At 71.3% G+C, this 15,281-nt stretch carries 16 protein-coding genes and 1 tRNA gene; 7 read left to right on the plus strand and 10 right to left on the minus strand.

From position 1 onward, the window contains the following. The first annotated feature begins 132 nt into the window (after positions 1-132). Both BIU90_RS04640 and BIU90_RS04645 read left to right on the plus strand, forming a co-directional pair. Positions 133-213: transfer RNA gene (locus BIU90_RS04640), tRNA-Leu, on the plus strand. Positions 214-332: 119 nt separating this feature from the next. After that, complete coding sequence (locus BIU90_RS04645) at positions 333-1,022, plus strand: DedA family protein (RefSeq protein WP_071299070.1); 690 nt, start codon at positions 333-335, stop codon at positions 1,020-1,022. Between the two features lie 46 nt (positions 1,023-1,068). Here the strand turns inward: BIU90_RS04645 and rdgB are convergent, their stop codons facing one another. The 3 genes from rdgB to murI form a co-directional block, all read right to left on the minus strand. Continuing rightward, a complete protein-coding gene (rdgB, locus tag BIU90_RS04650; RefSeq protein WP_071299071.1) occupies positions 1,069-1,662 on the minus strand; it encodes an RdgB/HAM1 family non-canonical purine NTP pyrophosphatase in 594 nt (197 codons plus the stop codon). 2 nt (positions 1,663-1,664) lie between these two features. Then, a complete protein-coding gene (gene rph, locus BIU90_RS04655) occupies positions 1,665-2,396 on the minus strand; it encodes a ribonuclease PH (RefSeq protein WP_071299072.1) in 732 nt (243 codons plus the stop codon). 73 nt (positions 2,397-2,469) lie between these two features. After that, positions 2,470-3,309, minus strand: coding sequence for a glutamate racemase (gene murI / locus BIU90_RS04660; RefSeq protein ID WP_071299073.1), 840 nt, complete (start codon positions 3,307-3,309; stop codon positions 2,470-2,472). Between the two features lie 79 nt (positions 3,310-3,388). Between murI and BIU90_RS04665 the strand changes: the two genes are divergently transcribed. Then, entirely contained in the window at positions 3,389-4,693 is a 1,305-nt protein-coding gene (locus tag BIU90_RS04665) for a nicotinate phosphoribosyltransferase (protein WP_083403703.1), read from the plus strand. 6 nt (positions 4,694-4,699) lie between these two features. Here the strand turns inward: BIU90_RS04665 and BIU90_RS04670 are convergent, their stop codons facing one another. The 3 genes from BIU90_RS04670 to BIU90_RS04680 all read right to left on the minus strand — a co-directional run bounded on the left by BIU90_RS04670 (position 4,700) and on the right by BIU90_RS04680 (position 7,972). Next, positions 4,700-4,963 (minus strand): DUF3039 domain-containing protein, encoded by a 264-nt coding sequence (locus BIU90_RS04670; protein ID WP_071299074.1) that lies wholly within the window; start codon positions 4,961-4,963, stop codon positions 4,700-4,702. Between the two features lie 145 nt (positions 4,964-5,108). Beyond that, positions 5,109-6,683, minus strand: a complete 1,575-nt coding sequence (locus tag BIU90_RS04675) for a hypothetical protein (RefSeq protein ID WP_071299075.1) — start codon at positions 6,681-6,683, stop codon at positions 5,109-5,111. Then, positions 6,659-7,972 (minus strand): ABC transporter ATP-binding protein, encoded by a 1,314-nt coding sequence (locus BIU90_RS04680; RefSeq protein WP_254786948.1) that lies wholly within the window; start codon positions 7,970-7,972, stop codon positions 6,659-6,661. The genes BIU90_RS04675 and BIU90_RS04680 overlap by 25 nt, the downstream gene beginning before the upstream one ends. A 295-nt stretch (positions 7,973-8,267) precedes the next feature. Between BIU90_RS04680 and BIU90_RS04685 the strand changes: the two genes are divergently transcribed. The 4 genes from BIU90_RS04685 (at position 8,268) to BIU90_RS04700 (ending at position 11,044) form a co-directional block, all read left to right on the plus strand. After that, positions 8,268-8,963: an NTP transferase domain-containing protein gene (locus BIU90_RS04685; protein ID WP_071299076.1), complete on the plus strand. Its 696-nt coding sequence runs from the start codon at positions 8,268-8,270 to the stop codon at positions 8,961-8,963. Positions 8,964-9,004: 41 nt separating this feature from the next. Then, complete coding sequence (locus BIU90_RS04690; RefSeq protein WP_071299077.1) at positions 9,005-9,829, plus strand: ABC transporter permease; 825 nt, start codon at positions 9,005-9,007, stop codon at positions 9,827-9,829. Beyond that, on the plus strand, positions 9,829-10,599 hold the full coding sequence (locus BIU90_RS04695; RefSeq protein ID WP_071299078.1) for an ABC transporter ATP-binding protein: 771 nt from the start codon (positions 9,829-9,831) through the stop codon (positions 10,597-10,599). Before BIU90_RS04690 ends, BIU90_RS04695 begins: the two co-directional genes overlap by 1 nt. 142 nt (positions 10,600-10,741) lie before the next feature. Continuing rightward, positions 10,742-11,044 (plus strand): hypothetical protein, encoded by a 303-nt coding sequence (locus BIU90_RS04700; RefSeq protein ID WP_071299079.1) that lies wholly within the window; start codon positions 10,742-10,744, stop codon positions 11,042-11,044. 11 nt (positions 11,045-11,055) lie between these two features. Here the strand turns inward: BIU90_RS04700 and BIU90_RS18185 are convergent, their stop codons facing one another. From BIU90_RS18185 to BIU90_RS04720, 4 genes are all read right to left on the minus strand, one after another. Then, on the minus strand, positions 11,056-12,288 hold the full coding sequence (locus tag BIU90_RS18185; RefSeq protein ID WP_071299080.1) for a CDP-glycerol glycerophosphotransferase family protein: 1,233 nt from the start codon (positions 12,286-12,288) through the stop codon (positions 11,056-11,058). 93 nt (positions 12,289-12,381) lie between these two features. Then, a complete protein-coding gene (locus tag BIU90_RS04710) occupies positions 12,382-13,260 on the minus strand; it encodes a glycosyltransferase family 2 protein (RefSeq protein ID WP_071299091.1) in 879 nt (292 codons plus the stop codon). A 26-nt stretch (positions 13,261-13,286) separates the two neighbouring features. Beyond that, positions 13,287-14,120 (minus strand): CDP-alcohol phosphatidyltransferase family protein, encoded by an 834-nt coding sequence (locus tag BIU90_RS04715; protein ID WP_071299092.1) that lies wholly within the window; start codon positions 14,118-14,120, stop codon positions 13,287-13,289. 5 nt (positions 14,121-14,125) lie between these two features. Next, positions 14,126-15,169 carry a glycosyltransferase family 2 protein gene (locus BIU90_RS04720; RefSeq protein ID WP_071299081.1) on the minus strand — a complete coding sequence of 348 codons (1,044 nt, stop codon included), beginning with the start codon at positions 15,167-15,169 and terminating at the stop codon, positions 14,126-14,128. Between the last annotated feature and the right edge of the window lie 112 nt (positions 15,170-15,281).

Raw genomic sequence — 15,281 nt, forward strand, 5'->3', positions numbered from 1 at the left:
GTGCGCGATCCGAACCCCGTACGGCGACGACCGCTCGGTGCAGCGTCGTTCCCGCGCACGGGGCGCACGACCTCGCACCACCCACGGACGCCGCACGGTGCGTCACCCCGCGCGGGTACGCTGTCGGTGCTCGCGGGAGTGGTGGAATCGGTAGACACGCAGGATTTAGGTTCCTGTGCCCCAGGCGTGAGGGTTCGAGTCCCTCCTTCCGCACCGATGCTGCGTCACCTGAGCATCTCACCCAGCCGGGGGATGGGCCGCCGACCCCCGCGCGGTACCCTCGACCTGCGGGTGACCGTCCTGGCCCCTCACGACGCACGACCGGAAGAAGCATGCACTCCGTCGCACTCGCCCTGATCCCCTGGCTGGATCCGCAGTACATCCTCGACCACTTCGGGGCCGTCGCCGTGCTCGTGGTGTGCGCCATCATCTTCGCCGAGACCGGGCTGCTGGTCGGGTTCATCTTCCCCGGCGACAGCCTGCTCGTGATCACGGGGCTGTTCGCCTTCGACCGGGGTGGCGCCATCGGCGGGATCCCCGTGTTGGTCGCCGCGCTGATGATCGCCGCTGCCGCGTTCCTCGGCGGTGAACTCGGCTACTACATCGGCAAGAAGGCCGGTCCGCCGATCTTCGAGCGCAAGGAGAGCGGTCTGTTCTCCAAGGCGAACGTCGACCGCACCAACGCCTTCTTCCACCGGTTCGGCCCGCTCGCGGTGATCCTGGCCCGCTTCGTGCCGGTGGTCCGCACGTTCCTGCCCATCGCGGCCGGCGTCGGGCGCATGAACTACAAGAAGTACTCGCTGTACAACGCGATCGGCGCGGTCATCTGGGGAGTCGGTGTGACGTTCCTCGGGTACGTGCTGGGGTACATCCCGTTCGTGGCCGACTTCGTGCGCGAGTACATCGACGTCATCCTGCTCGCCGCGGTCGTCGTCACCGTGGTGCCCATGGCGCTGACCTACTTCCGCAACGCCCGCAAGGCCAAGAAGCACGAGCAGGAGCACGGCCAACCGGCCGAGTAGCCCCAGGTCCGGCCGCGGCCGACGGCCCGGTGCCGCGCGCGCCGCGTCACGCGGTCGAGTCGAACCACTCCCGCACGATGGGGGCGATCCCGCGGAAGGCCTTCGCCCGGTGCGACAACGCGTTCTTCTCGGCGCGGGTGAGCTCGGCCGACGAGCGGTCCGCGTCGTCCGGCTGGAAGACCGGGTCGTAGCCGTGCCCGCCGGTCCCCCGACGCTCGGTCAGCACCTCGCCGTTCCACACGGCCTCGACCACGTGCTCGACCCCGCCCGGGGTGACGAACGCCGCCGCGCAGACGAAGGCCGCGGTCCGCTCGGGGACCCCGTCCAGGTTCTGCAGCAGCAGGTCGATGTTGTCGTCGTCCACGCGGGTGCCGGCGTAGCGCGCCGAGTGGATGCCCGGGGCACCGCCCAGTGCGTCGACCGCGATGCCGGAGTCGTCGGCGAGCGCGGGCAGTCCCGTGTGGGCGACCGCGGCACGCGCCTTGATGAGGGCGTTCGCCGCGTAGGTGTCGCCGTCCTCGACGGGCTCCGGGCCGTCGTACCCCTGCAACGCGACGCCTGCGCCGAGGGCGTCGCCGAGGATCTCCCGCAGCTCGACGACCTTGCCCTGGTTGTGGGTCGCCAGGACGACCGCGCGCATGCTCACGCGAGTCCCAGGGCGGACCGCTGGATCGCCGCGAGGGACGCGTTGCCCGCCAGGCCGAGGTCGAGCAGCACGTTCAGCTCGTCGCGGTCGAACGGCGCGTGCTCGGCCGTCCCCTGGACCTCGATGAACTTGCCGGAGCCGGTCGTGACGATGTTCATGTCGGTGTCGGCCGCCGAGTCCTCGGTGTACGCCAGGTCGAGCATCGGCTCGCCCTTGACGATGCCGACCGAGATCGCCTGCACGCTGTCGGTGAGCGGCGTGGCCTTCTTCGCGATGAAGCCCTTGTCGCGGCCCCACTCGATCGCGTCGACCATCGCCACGTAGGCGCCGGTGATCGAAGCCGTCCGCGTGCCGCCGTCGGCCTGCAGCACGTCGCAGTCGAGCACCAGGGTGTTCTCCCCCAGGCCCTTCATGTCGACGACGGCCCGCAGCGACCGGCCGATCAGCCGGGAGATCTCGTGCGTGCGCCCGCCGACCTTGCCCTTGATCGACTCGCGCTGCATGCGCTCGTTCGTCGACCGCGGCAGCATCGAGTACTCGGCGGTGACCCAGCCCGAGCCCTTGCCGGCCATCCAGCGCGGCACGCCGTTGGTGAAGGAGGCGGTGCAGAGCACCTTGGTGTTGCCGAAGGAGATGAGCGCACTGCCCTCGGCCTGGCTGCTCCAGCCCCGTTCGATGGTGACGGGACGGTGGTCGGTGGCCTCGCGGCCGTCGATGCGGGTGGTCATGGTGTCCTCTCGGTCCGGCCCGGAGGCGCGGTGCGGGTCGACGTGGATGCTGACGGTGGTCGGGTGGTCCGGTTCAGGACACGGTGCGGGGCAGCGGGATGGCGCCGGTCTGCAGGTGGCCGACGGTCGAGACCTCGGGGCCGAGGAACCGTCGGGCCAGGCGGATGAAGCCGTTGCGGTCCTCGCCCGTGGCCTCGAACGCGTAGGTCGGCGGCGCGGTGCTCGTGCGTTCGAGCCCGTGTTCGACGAGCCGCCGGTAGACGTCGTTCGCGGTCTCCTCGGCGCTCGAGACCAGCGTGACGTCGGGCCCCATGACGTACTGGATCGCGGCGGACATCAGCGGGTAGTGGGTGCAGCCGAGCACGAGCGTGTCGACGCCCGCCGCCCGGATCGGTTCGAGGTACCCGGCGGCGACCTCGCGCAGCGCGGGGGACGAGGTGTCGCCGGCCTCGACGAACTCGACGAACCGCGGGCAGGCGGCCAGCGTCAGGGTGACGTCCGCGGCGACGGCGAAGGCGTCCTCGTAGGACCGGGACGCGATGGTGCCGACGGTCCCGATGACGCCGATGCGCCCGGTCCTGGTCTGCTTCACCGCGGCGCGAGCAGCGGGCTGGATGACCTCGACGACCGGGATGCCGTACGCCTGCTCGTAGCGTTCGCGGGCGTCGCGGAGCACGGCCGACGAGGCGGTGTTGCACGCGATCACCAGGGCCTTGACGCCCTGCTCGACCAGGTCGTCCATGACCTGGAGCGCGTACCGGCGGACGTCGGCGATCGGCTTCGGACCGTACGGCGAGTGCACGGTGTCGCCGACGTACCGGATGCTCTCCCGCGGCAGCTGGTCGATGATGGCCCGCGCGACCGTCAGGCCACCGACGCCACTGTCGAAGACTCCGATCGGTGCATCCGTCACGCGACCAGCGTACCGACGCGCGCCGACGTGGCGGACGCCCCTCGGGCCTCCAGGCCGTGGTCTGACTAGTGTCGAAGGCGTGACCAGCGCGCTCCTGACCGACCAGTACGAACTCACGATGGTCGACGCGGCCCTGAAGGACGGCACAGCGGACCGCCGCTGCGTCTTCGAGGTCTTCACCCGGCGGTTGCCTGACGGACGCCGCTACGGCGTCGCAGCGGGGCTCGGGCGTTTCCTGACCGCGCTCGGCGACTTCCGCTTCGGCGACGACGAGGTCGGGTTCCTGCGCGACCGCGGTGTGATCGACGCGGGCACCGCGGACTGGCTCGCCGACTACCGGTTCACCGGCGACGTCCGGGCGTACCGCGAGGGCGAGGTGTTCTTCCCGAACTCCCCCGTGCTGCAGATCGAGGGCACCTTCGCCGAGTCCGTGCTGCTCGAGACGCTGGCCCTGTCGGTGTTCAACGCGGACTCCGCGATCGCCTCGGCCGCCGCGCGCATGGTGTCCGCGGCCGACCACCGACCGCTCGCGGAGATGGGCTCGCGCCGCACCGGGGAGTGGAACGCGGTCGCCGCCGCCCGTGCCGCCTACATCGCCGGGTTCGGCGCGACGAGCAACCTCGAGGCCGGGCGCACCTGGGGCATCCCGACAATGGGCACCGCGGCGCACGCCTTCACGCTGCTCCACGACTCCGAGGAAGCGGCGTTCCAGTCACAGCTCGACGCCCTCGGTGACGGCACCACACTGCTGGTCGACACCTACGACATCGAGGCCGCGGTCGACACCGCCGTCCGCCTGACCTCGGGCCGTCTGGGGGCCGTCCGCATCGACAGCGGCGACCTGCCCTCCGTGGTGGCGTCGGTCCGCGCGCAGCTGGACCGGCTCGGGGCGACGGACACCAAGATCACCGTCACGAACGACCTCGACGAGTACACGATCGCCGCACTGCGGGCCGCCCCGGTGGACTCCTACGGCGTCGGGACCTCGGTCGTGTCCGGCTCGGGGCACCCGGCCGCCGGCATGGTCTTCAAGCTCGTGGCGCACCGGACGGATGCCGGCGAGTGGGTGTCCGTCGCCAAGAAGTCGGCCGACAAGGCCTCGATCGGCGGCCGGAAGGAAGCCGGGCGTCGACTGCGCAACGGCATCGCGACCGCGGAGGTCGTGCGCACCCCGGGTGTCGACGGCGCCGTGCCGTCGCTCGGACCGGACGAGCGACCGCTGCTCGTCCCCGTCGTGACCCACGGCGAGGTCGACCCGGCGTTCCTGGGGTCCCACGGGGTCGAGGCCGCACGGGCGCACCACGCGAACGCGAAGGCCGAACTGCCGGCGGACGCGGCGCGGATCGGCCGGGGTGACCCGGCGGTCCCGACGCTCGTCGTGTAGCGGGCGCTACTCCGCCTTCATCTTCTCGTAGATCGCCTTGCAGTCCGGGCACACCGGGAACTTCTCCGGGTCACGGCCCGGGATCCACTTCTTGCCACACAGGGCCTTGACGGGCTTGCCGCTGAGGGCCGACTGCAGGATCTTGTCCTTCTTCACGTAGTGCGAGAAGCGCTCGTGGTCGCCGGGCTCGATCGCCTCTTCCTCGAGGAGTTTCTCGAGCTCGCGGTCCATCACGTCGAGTCCGCCGCCACCGGGTTCCGTCATGCTCATGGCACAAGGGTACGACTGCGGCGCGAGCCGCGCAGCACGGTCAGTTGCGCTGCGCCGCTGATGGTGCCGCCCGCGTCAGTTGCGCTGCGCCGCGGGTGGTGCCGCCCGCGTCAGTTGCGCTGCGCCGCGGGTGGTGTCGCCCGCGTCAGTTGCGCTGCGCCGCTGCCAGCAGGTCCGGGCCGTGCCGGTCGAACAGCCTGCCGCCGAACAGGACGCCGAGTCCGAGCACGACGACCCCCACCGCCGCACCGACCCCGAGCGTCAGCACCGCCGACGACGACCCGTCCCCCGTCAGCGCGTGCACGGCGAGCCAGACCGTCGGCACCGAGAACACCAGGATGCCGATGATCGTCGTGGACTGCGACACCGTCGAGACCACACCGGCGGCCTGCGGCTGCTGGAAGGCCCGGTCGCCCGGCCGCACCGTCGGGTACGGCAGCGCGACGGACACGACGCTCGAGATCCCGAGTCCGGCGAACAGCGCACCGACGCACACCCCGATGAGCACCGGGAACGCCGCTGCGTCGCCGTACAGCCACGCCGACAGGCCCGCGCCGGCGACGATGGCTGGCACACCCACGACGATGACCGGGGTCAGACGACCGAGGCGGTCGCTCCAGCCCGGGGCGCCGGAGGCGACGTGCAGCCACACCGCGGTGTTGTCGTAGGCGACGTCGTTGTGCGGCAGGAACCCGGCGATCACCGCCATGAGGGGCAGCGGGATGAGCGCGGTCCAGTGCCACGGCATGCCGGCCACCCCGAGCGGGACGACGACGACGGGCACGAGCAGCAGGATCAGGTACGAGGTCCGGTAGCGGGGGTCACGACCCCAGTACGTCAGGGCCCGCGCGGCGACGGCGCCGACCGGTGTGGCCCCGAAGCGGTCGAACCAGCCGAGCGTCCGGTAGCTGCGGACGGACGCGCGGTCGTCGACCGTCACGAGCAGGTGGCCGACGAGCACCCACCACGCCAGCCCCAGTCCGGCGACGACGGCCACGGCGATCAGGAGCTTGACGACTGCTTCACCGGTGTTGCCCGCGGCGGCCTCGGCGGGGACGGCCCACGCCGCTCCCCACGGGGTCCACCCGGCGACGTCTGCGATCCGGTCGAGCTCGGTGCTGCGGGGGTCGATCCAGTCGACACGGAGCAGCAGCGAGACCATCGGGATCGCCAGGACCACGACGACGAGCGTCACGAGCCAGGCGGCGTCCCGGGTCGGGCGGTGGCTGCCGAACAACCACGCGCCGATCGCGCAGCCGACCCGCACGAGCAGCGCGGCAGTCGCGACGACGAGCACGGCCGCGACGACCCCGAGGACGCCCGTGCCGGCGTCCCGCATCCAGGCGACGGACTGGGCGACCGCGACGACCGCGACGGCGACGACCGGGACCCCGACGAGCCCGGCGATCCCGAGGCCCACCGCGAGGTCGCGCCGCGAGACGCCGAACACCGCGAACCGCCGTGGGTCGAACTGGTCCGCTCCCCCCACCATGAGCGGGACGAGCGCGAAGCCGACCGTGACCAGGGTCCCGACGGGGACGATGACCGAACGGGCGACGACAGGGTCGGCATCGCGGAGTGCGACGACGGCCATCGCGACGAGCACCGCCGCGACCAGACCGGCGAGCCCGCCGACGACGACCAGGACCGAGCGCCCGGCACTGCCGCGGACCTCGCCCGCCAGCAGATCGGCCCTCAGCCGGAGAAGCTGTGCAACCATTCCATGCTCTCTGCGACGACGCGGCCCCCCGCGAGCTCGACGAACTTGTCCTCGAGGCTCTTGCGGCCACGGACCTGCGCCATGGTGCCCGATGCGAGGACCTTGCCGCCGACGATGATGGCGACCGAGTCACAGGTGCGCTGCACGAGCTCCATCGAGTGGCTGGACAGCACGACCGTGCCACCGCCCTGCGTGTAGCGCCGGAGGATCTCGACGATCGTCGCCGAACTGACCGGGTCGACGGACTCGAACGGTTCGTCGAGCACGAGCACGCGCGGCGAGTGGATCAGGGTCGCGGCCAGGGCGATCTTCTTGGCCATGCCGACCGAGTAGTCCGCGACCTGGCGCCCGAGGGCGTCGCCCAGACCGAACGCCTCGGCGAGATCCGCGCTGCGCGCCCGAGCCGTCTTGCCGTCGAGGCCGCGGAGCGTCGCCGAGTAGAAGAGCAGCTGCGCGCCGGTGAGCCGGTCGAACAGCCGGAGCCGGTCGGGCAGCACGCCCATGCTGCGCTTGGCGGCGGCCGGGTCGGCCCAGACGTCGTGGTCGAGCACGGTCGCCGTGCCCGCGTCCGGGCGGAGCAGTCCGGTCAGCATCGACAGCGTGGTGGTCTTGCCAGCACCGTTCGGTCCGACGACGCCGAAGATCGAGCCCTGGCGGATCTCGAGGTCGACCTCGTCGGCGGCCACGGTCTGCCCGTACCGCTTGACGAGGCCGTCCGCGCGGAGCACGACGGGCTGCTGGGGCGCCGGGGCGGCCGTGGTGCGCTTGCTCGCGGTCTGCCGCGGCGCGCGCTTGGCGCTCGCCTTCGGCTTGTCCCGGACGGGAGGCTCGGTGCGCGTCGCGTCGTCGGCCGCCGGTCGGTCGTCGGTCCGGACCACGGCCTCTGATCCGGGTGTCGTCTGCGTCTGGGACGGAGCGGGACCGGTCGGCGCAGCGGTCTGCGTCGACTTCGGCGCCGCGGCGCCCTGCGGGCGTGTCGCACGGCCCTTCCGGGGCGTGCGCTGCTTCGTGGTCGTGCGGACGGACGCCGCGGCGGCCGTGGCCGTGCCGGTCCCCGCTGGCGCTGCGTCCGTGATGGTGTCGTCGGTCATGCCGTCCTGCCCAGGGCGGTCGTCCGCATCCCTGTCCCCCGTTGCTGCGTCGTCGTCGGTGTGATCGTCGTCGGTGCGCCCGTCGTCGTCCGCGCGACCGTCGTCCTCGGCTTCGTCCCCGAACTCGGTCGTCTCGGTGAGCCAGGCCGCGTCGGACGTCGCGTACACGTCGTTCTCGTCCCCTGCTGCAGCCGCCACGGCCCCACCGTACCAATGCGCTGCAGACGCCGGGGCAGTCGGACTCCCAGGGTCACGAAATGACTACGAAGCCGTTCAGGACGTACCCCGACGGGGGGGCTTTCCGTATCATTCACGGGGACACGACGGAGTGTTCACCACTTGGAAACCTGCCCCGATCCCCGCGGGGCCGCTGATCGCTCCGGAGTCGACGACGCCCGGACGCGGCTCACGGCTTGTTCGCACGATCACGGCGCAGACTCGACAAGGCCTGCCTGTGCCACCGGCGCGCGGGCAGACACCGGAAGGGACCAGCATGACCACGCAGATCGTCATCCTCGCCGCAGGGATGGGCAGCCGCCTCGGGCGCAGCCTGCCGAAGCCGCTCACCGAGCTCAGCGACGGCCGTACCATCATGCAGCAGCAGTTCGACAACATCCGTGCCGCGTTCGGTTCGAGCGCCAAGGTCACGGTCGTCGTCGGCTACAAGTCGGAGTACATCGTCGAGGCCTTCCCCGAAGCCGCCTTCGTCTACAACGAGTCCTACGACTCCACCAACACCTCCAAGAGCCTCCTGCGCGCCCTCAAGGCGACGGGCAAGGGCGGCGTCCTCTGGATGAACGGCGACGTCGTGTTCGACCCCCGCGCCCTCGTGCGTGCGGCCGACATGATGGACCAGGACCGCTCCTTCGTCAGCGTCAACACCGAGAAGGTCTCCGACGAAGAGGTCAAGTACACGGTCGACGCCGAGGGCTTCATCCACAAGCTGTCGAAGCAGGTCGTGGGCGGGCTCGGTGAAGCCGTCGGCATCAACTACGTCTCCGCGGCCGACAAGCAGGCGCTCATCCACCACCTCGGCCGGGTCGACGACCAGGAGTACTTCGAGGGCGGCATCGAAGCGGCCATCGGTGAAGACGGTCTACGCTGGACGCCGATCGACATCTCCGACCTGTACGCGGTCGAGATCGACTTCGCCGAGGACCTCGAGCGCGCGAACAACCTGTTCGCCTGAGCAACTGGCATCCTCTCGGTGATCCCAGCCGGAAGGACCCCATGACGACATCGAGCGCGCCGACCGCGCCTGCGACCGTTGCCCCGGCAGCGTCGCGGAGCGCGAGTCGGCGCTATCGTCATGCGCTCTGGCTGTTGACCAAGCGCGACCTGCGCGTCCGGTACTCGACCTCCGCACTCGGCTACGTCTGGTCGATCCTCGACCCGCTGGTCATGTCGGCGATCTACTGGTTCGTCTTCACGCAGGTGTTCCACCGCGGGTCGGTCGGCGAAGAGCCCTACATCGTCTTCCTGCTCTCGGCGCTGCTGCCGTGGATGTGGTTCACCGGCGCGGTGTCCGACTCGACGCGGGCGTTCACCTCCGAGGCCAAGCTCATCCGGTCGACCACCATCCCCCGCAGCATCTGGGTCCTGCGCATCGACGCCTCGAAGGGCATCGAGTTCCTGCTGAGCATCCCCGTGCTGGCTGTGTTCGTCATCGCGACCGGGGCGCACCTGCACTGGCAGGTCGTCCTCTGGCCGCTGGCGATCGTGCTGCAGGCAGCGCTCGTCTACGGCATCGGGCTGATCGTCGCGCCGCTCGTGGTGTTCTTCCGCGACCTCGAGCGCGCGGTCAAGCTCGTGCTGCGCTTCGCCTTCTACGCCTCGCCGATCATCTACGGCACGCACGCGCTGCCGCACGTCCTGCACGAGATCGCCGCGGTGAACCCGCTCACGGGGATCTTCGGCATCTACCGCGCCGCGTTCTTCCCGAAGCAGCTCGACTGGTTCGAGGTCCTGGCGTCGGTCGTGATCACCGCGATCGTGGTCGCCGTCGGACTCGTGGTCTTCCGCCGCAGCGAGCACCGCGTCCTCAAGGAGCTGTGATGACGACCACCCGTCCGACCGACACCGTCAGCACCGTCGCCCCGGTCATCTCGGTGACCGACGCCGGCATCCGGTTCAAGCGCAACCGCAAGGCCGGACGCAGCTTCAAGGACCTGTTCGCCGGCAGTGCCCGACGCAAGCGCGGGGACGAGTTCTGGGCCCTGCGGAACGTGTCGTTCGACGTGCGTCCCGGCGAGGCGATCGGTGTCGTCGGCCGCAACGGCCAGGGCAAGTCGACGCTGCTCAAGCTCGTCGCGCAGGTGATGCTGCCGGACGAGGGCCGCGTCCGCGTCGGCGCCGGCGTCGCACCGCTGATCGAGATCACCGGCGGGTTCGTCGGCGACCTGACCGTCCGCGACAACGTGTTCCTGACGGCCGGCCTGCACGGCATGTCCCGCGCCGAGATCCGCGACGGCTTCGACGAGATCATCGACTTCGCGGAGATCGGCGACTTCGTCGACACCCCGTACAAGCACCTGTCGAGCGGCATGAAGGTGCGCATCGCCTTCTCGGTGATCTCGCGCCTGGACGAACCGGTGCTGCTGGTGGACGAGGTGCTCGCGGTCGGCGACAAGGGCTTCCGCGAGAAGTGCTACAAGCGCATCGACGAGCTGCTGGCGGGTGGGCGCACCCTGTTCTTCGTCTCGCACAGCGACAAGGACGTGCGCCGGTTCTGCGACCGTGGTCTGTACCTGGACAAGGGACGGCTGCAGCTCGACGGCACGGTGGACGAGGCGCTGGCGCAGTACGCCGCGGACTACCACCTCTGACGCCCCGACCACTTCTGACACCCCGGCGGTGCCGGGCCTCATCCCTCCACAACCCGGTCCCGGCACGCCCCGCTCCACAGGCCACGGCGCCACCCGGCCCGCAGCGCCCCCGGCGTCGGACCCTCGCCCTACCGTGGCCCCCATGCACCCCGCACCAACCGCGTACGCAGTCCCGTTCGCAGTCGATCGCAGTCAGGCACCGCGTCGGTACGACCTCGTCAACATCGGGGACGAACCGGTCGACGGCCTCAGCCTGACCCACCTCGGCTCGGGTTACAGCCCGCCCCTCGCCGTCCTCCGCCTCGAGCCCGGCCGCAGTCTCGGGATCGCGGTGTTCGGCGCCGCCCCGGACGACACCGGTGTGGTGATCGTCCGCTGGCGCCGCCCCGACCGTTCCGAGTACCTGTGGCGGATGTCCCTGGTCGGCCCCGGGCTCGCGCCGTGACCCGCTCCGCCCTAGCGGCCCTCGCGTTCGCGGGCGACCTGGTGCCAGCGGGCGAGCAGTTGCTCGATCGCGGCGTGGAACCGGCCGGTGGCCGTGCCGGGTGTCGTGTCGCCGAAGTACCGCGTCACCCAGCGCCGCAGCTCGGCCAGTTCGGCCTCGTCGTGGGCCGCGGCGTCCACACGGGCGACCACGTCGGCGGTGTCCTCGGCGCGCAGCCAGTTGGCGGCGGCCAGGTACCCGCGCTCGTCCACGTCGGCCTCGGCGGACACCGGACGCGTCACCAGGAGCGGCTTGCCGACCGCCAACCGGTCGTAGATCATCGCGCTGATGTCGGTGATCGCGACGTCCGCGTCGGCCAGCTGCCAACCCATCTCGGGCCCGTCGTCGTACACGTGGTGGGCAGCGGGATCGGCGGTGTTCGCGACGGCGATCGCGGCCACGATCCGCTCGTGCGCGGCGCGGTACCCGGCGTCGGTGACACCGCTCCGGGGGTGCGGCCGGTACACCAGGCGGTGCTCCGGCGAGGCCAGGACCCGTTCGGCGATGGTCGTGCCGTGCGTGGCGATCGATCCGTACGCGGCGGCGGCGCGGTCGCCCTCCCACGTGGGCGCGTACAGCACCACGGTCCGACCGTCGGCCGGGTACGGCGGCTCCCCCGCGAAGTGGTCGGCCTGGGGTCGTCCGATCGCCACGGCACGGCGGTCCAGGTCGTAGTCCCACAGCGCTTCGGACAGGCGGTCCCGGGCAGCGTCACCGGCGATCAGGGCGTAGTCGTAGGCCTTGAACTGGTTCGTGGTCATGTACATCTTGTCGCTCTCGCCGTGGTTGACGAAGACGTGCCACATCCGCCCGTACCGCATCATCTGGAAGTTGCGGGCGTTCTGGTTGACGTACAGGACGATCTTCGGCGCCTGCTCGTCGACGAACCGCTCCAGGTCGACGACCTGCCGCGCGTAGACGGCGGGCACCGGGGACTCGTCGAGCAGGGCGAGCATGGTGCCGGGGTTCCGCGAGATGACGGCCACCGGATGGATCGTGGCGAGTTCGGCGAGCGGGGCGTACCACTGCCGGACCTGGTACAGGTTGACCGGCCCGTCGGCGAAGTAGACCGCGATCTCGATGCTCCCTGGGGCCAGCGCGGGCTGCGTGGACAAGCGCTTGGCCAGGTCGCGGCGGTTCCCACGCGCGGTCAGCAGTCGGCGGCCCAGACGGACGGCGGTCTGGACGTCGCGGAGGATCGGCATGCTCGGCTCTCTCTGATCGGATGCGGGGCGGGCGACGGACGGAAACTGGTCCCGGGGCCGGGCAAGGGACGGGGACTGATGCCGGGGTCGGCGTCAGACCACGGGCGGACGTCCGGCCAGGGTCATCCGACCGATCGTCAGCCACCCCATCGTGCGGGACGGACCGCAGTCGGACGCCCAGCCTTCGCGGACCCCGGCGAACCAGACGCGCAGCTGCCGTGGGCGCCGCCACCACCGAGCGGTCTGGATCGCCGCCCACGACCCGACGTACAGCGGACGGAGCACGGCCGGCAGGTTGCGGCGCGCCAGCCAGACGCGGTTCCGGGCGTTGAGCCGGACGTACTCGGCGTGCCGGGCGGGGTCGATCGCGGGGTGGTGCGCGACCAGGTCCCCCGCGTACCAGGCCCGGCGTCCGGCGTCCCACACGCGCCAGGCCAGCTCGATGCCCTCGTGCGCGTAGAAGTAGGGCCCGCCCCAGCCGCCCACGGCACGCCAGACGTCCGTCGGCAGCAGCACCGCGCCCTCCCACACCGAGAACACCGGCGACGACTCGGTCGGGTCCCCCTTGCGGATCCGCGGGACCCACCGCAGCGGGTTCGCCGCACCAGACGGGTCGACCACGCGCGGCTGCAGCAGTCCGAGCGACGGGTCCGCCCGGAACAGCGCGATCGCGTCGCGCAGGAAGGTGTCCGAGGGGATCGAGGCGTCGTCGTCCAGGAAGAACACGTAGTCGCCGGTGACGACCTCAGCGCCCGCGTTCCGTCCAGCGGGGATCCCGACGTTCTCGGGCAGCGCCAGCGCCCGGACGCCCTCGGGCAGCCCCGACGGTTCCCAGCCGTTGCCGACGCAGACGACGTCGAGCTCGACGCCCTGCTGCGCGAGCACACTCTGCAGTCCACGGCGCAGGTCGTCCGGACGGGTGCCCTGGGACAGGCTCACCACGGCGACACGGGGTCGGTCATGCGGGGCCACGGCGTGTCGACGGACCGTGCCGGGGGTCACGCCCGGACCCGCTTCGAGGACATGATCGCCAGGAAGTGGCCGGCGGTCGCGATGACGGCGAGCGGCAGCAGCGCGCCGACCAGGATCCGGTCGATCAGCGGATGACCGACCACCAGCCCGATCACCGCGAAGACGAACGCCAGGATCGACAGCTCGACCGAGTGGTACAGCCGGTGGAACGGCAGGAAGCGTGCGACCCGGCGCAGCGATGCCAGACGACGCCCGGACGGTGCGGTCGAGGCATCGCGGCGGTCGACCAGCTTCTCGAGCCCGGCGTTCGCACGCGCCACGTGCACCATGTCGTTGAGCGCCTTGTTGAGCACGATCACCAGACCGAGCGCGCAGCCGATCGTGGTCCACATCCAGTCCGCGCCGTGGATCGGCCAGGTCGCTGCCCGCACGCCGAGCGCGATCGGGATCAGGCCCTCGGTCGTGTAGTGCCCGACCTTGTCCAGGAACACCCCGGCCGGGGACCGCGTCCCACGCCAGCGAGCGACCTCGCCGTCGGAGCAGTCGACCAGCATCTGCAGCTGTCCGAGCACGAGCGCCAGGGCCGCGCCCCAGATGCCGGGGATGAGCAGCGCGGCGGCGACCGACCACCCGACCAGGATCATCAGCCCCGTGACCTGGTTCGCACTGACACGGGTCTTCAGCAGCACCCACGTCAGGTACGGCGAGACGTCGCGCAGGTACAGCGACGCCGTCCAGTGCTCGGCGTTCGCGCGGGAGCGGACCTCGTCCGGCTGGGCAACCGCGCGCAGCTCGGCGATCGAGGCCGGGTGGGCGAGACCACCGGGACGTGGGGTCGGCTCGTGCTGGGGCTCGGTCAAGGGCGTCACCGTCCGGTGTGGGTCGTCAGCTCGGAGGTCCGCGTCAGGAACCCGACGATGAACCCGACCCCCCAGCCGATGTGGATGCAGGGCAGCACGACGAGCAGCCAGGCGCGGGTGGCGTTGTCCGACCGCCGTGCGGCCGCGAGCCCGCCGACGACCACGAAGAGCACGTACACCGCGGGCACGACGAACCCGGTCATGGCCCAGGCGACGCCGCTGCCGAGCAGCGCGCCGACCACGCCGACGATCCCGGCCAGCAGCCCCAGACCGAGTCCGACCACCATCGCCGGCGGCACGAAGTACCGCAGGCCGTTGTTGGCAGGGAAGCGGCGGGCGAGTTCGCCGCGCCACAGCCCCGTGGCGACGAACTGGCGGATCAGCCGCTTGAGACTCGGACGCGGTCGGTACGTCACGACCAGCTCGGGGGTGAACCAGACCGTGCCACCCGTGCTGCGTAGCCGGCGGTTGAGCTCCCAGTCCTGGCCGCGCTTGATGCCCTCGTCGAACAGCCCCACCGCGAACAGGCGGTCGCGGCGGAACACCCCGAGGTACGCGGTCTCGGCGGGCCCGGCCTGGCCGCCGACGTGGTGCGGCGTGCCGCCGAGTCCGACCCGGCTGCCGTACGCCAGCGCGACGGCCTTCTCGAACGGAGTCCGCCCCTCGGCCCGCATGATGCCGCCGACGTTGTCCGCGCCGGACTCCTGCAGGACCCGGACGGCGATCCGTGTGTAGTCCGGCGGCAGCACCGAGTGGGCGTCCACCCGCACGACGACGGGGTGCGTCGAGGCACGGATCGCGACGTTGAGGCCGGCGGGCGTCGAGCCGACGACGTTCTCGACCGCGCGGATCCGCGGGTCGGCGGCGCTCATCTCGGCGACGAGTTCGTTCGTGCCGTCGATCGAGGGCCCGAGTGCGAGCACCACCTCGAACGCGCCGGCGTAGTCCTGCTCCAGCAGACTCGCGACGGCGGCTCGGACCTCGGTGACCTCGTTGAGGACGGGCATCACGTACGAGACGCCCGGCAGGGGCTGTCCGTCTGTCTGCATGCGTTCCTCGGGGTCCTGGCGGTGAGCGACTCGCAGCCTATCAAGCGGCCGGGACCCGGACCTGCTGCCGCACTGGGTGCGGTCGACGCACCCCACGACGGACGGGAGGCCC

Origin of the sequence: Curtobacterium sp. MCBA15_001 (assembly GCF_001864835.1) — a bacterium.
Taxonomy (GTDB): Bacteria; Actinomycetota; Actinomycetes; order Actinomycetales; family Microbacteriaceae; genus Curtobacterium.

Excerpts from the sequence above, each read along its gene's own strand:
- BIU90_RS04645 (WP_071299070.1), top strand. The coding sequence starts at position 333 with ATGCACTCCGTCGCACTCGCCCTGATCCCCTGGCTGGATCCGCAGTAC.
- rdgB (WP_071299071.1), bottom strand. The coding sequence starts at position 1,662 with ATGCGCGCGGTCGTCCTGGCGACCCACAACCAGGGCAAGGTCGTCGAG.
- rph (WP_071299072.1), bottom strand. The coding sequence starts at position 2,396 with ATGACCACCCGCATCGACGGCCGCGAGGCCACCGACCACCGTCCCGTC.
- BIU90_RS04670 (WP_071299074.1), bottom strand. The coding sequence starts at position 4,963 with ATGAGCATGACGGAACCCGGTGGCGGCGGACTCGACGTGATGGACCGC.
- BIU90_RS04675 (WP_071299075.1), bottom strand. The coding sequence starts at position 6,683 with ATGGTTGCACAGCTTCTCCGGCTGAGGGCCGATCTGCTGGCGGGCGAG.
- BIU90_RS04685 (WP_071299076.1), top strand. The coding sequence starts at position 8,268 with ATGACCACGCAGATCGTCATCCTCGCCGCAGGGATGGGCAGCCGCCTC.
- BIU90_RS04690 (WP_071299077.1), top strand. The coding sequence starts at position 9,005 with ATGACGACATCGAGCGCGCCGACCGCGCCTGCGACCGTTGCCCCGGCA.
- BIU90_RS04695 (WP_071299078.1), top strand. The coding sequence starts at position 9,829 with ATGACGACCACCCGTCCGACCGACACCGTCAGCACCGTCGCCCCGGTC.
- BIU90_RS04700 (WP_071299079.1), top strand. The coding sequence starts at position 10,742 with ATGCACCCCGCACCAACCGCGTACGCAGTCCCGTTCGCAGTCGATCGC.
- BIU90_RS18185 (WP_071299080.1), bottom strand. The coding sequence starts at position 12,288 with ATGCCGATCCTCCGCGACGTCCAGACCGCCGTCCGTCTGGGCCGCCGA.
- BIU90_RS04720 (WP_071299081.1), bottom strand. The coding sequence starts at position 15,169 with ATGCAGACAGACGGACAGCCCCTGCCGGGCGTCTCGTACGTGATGCCC.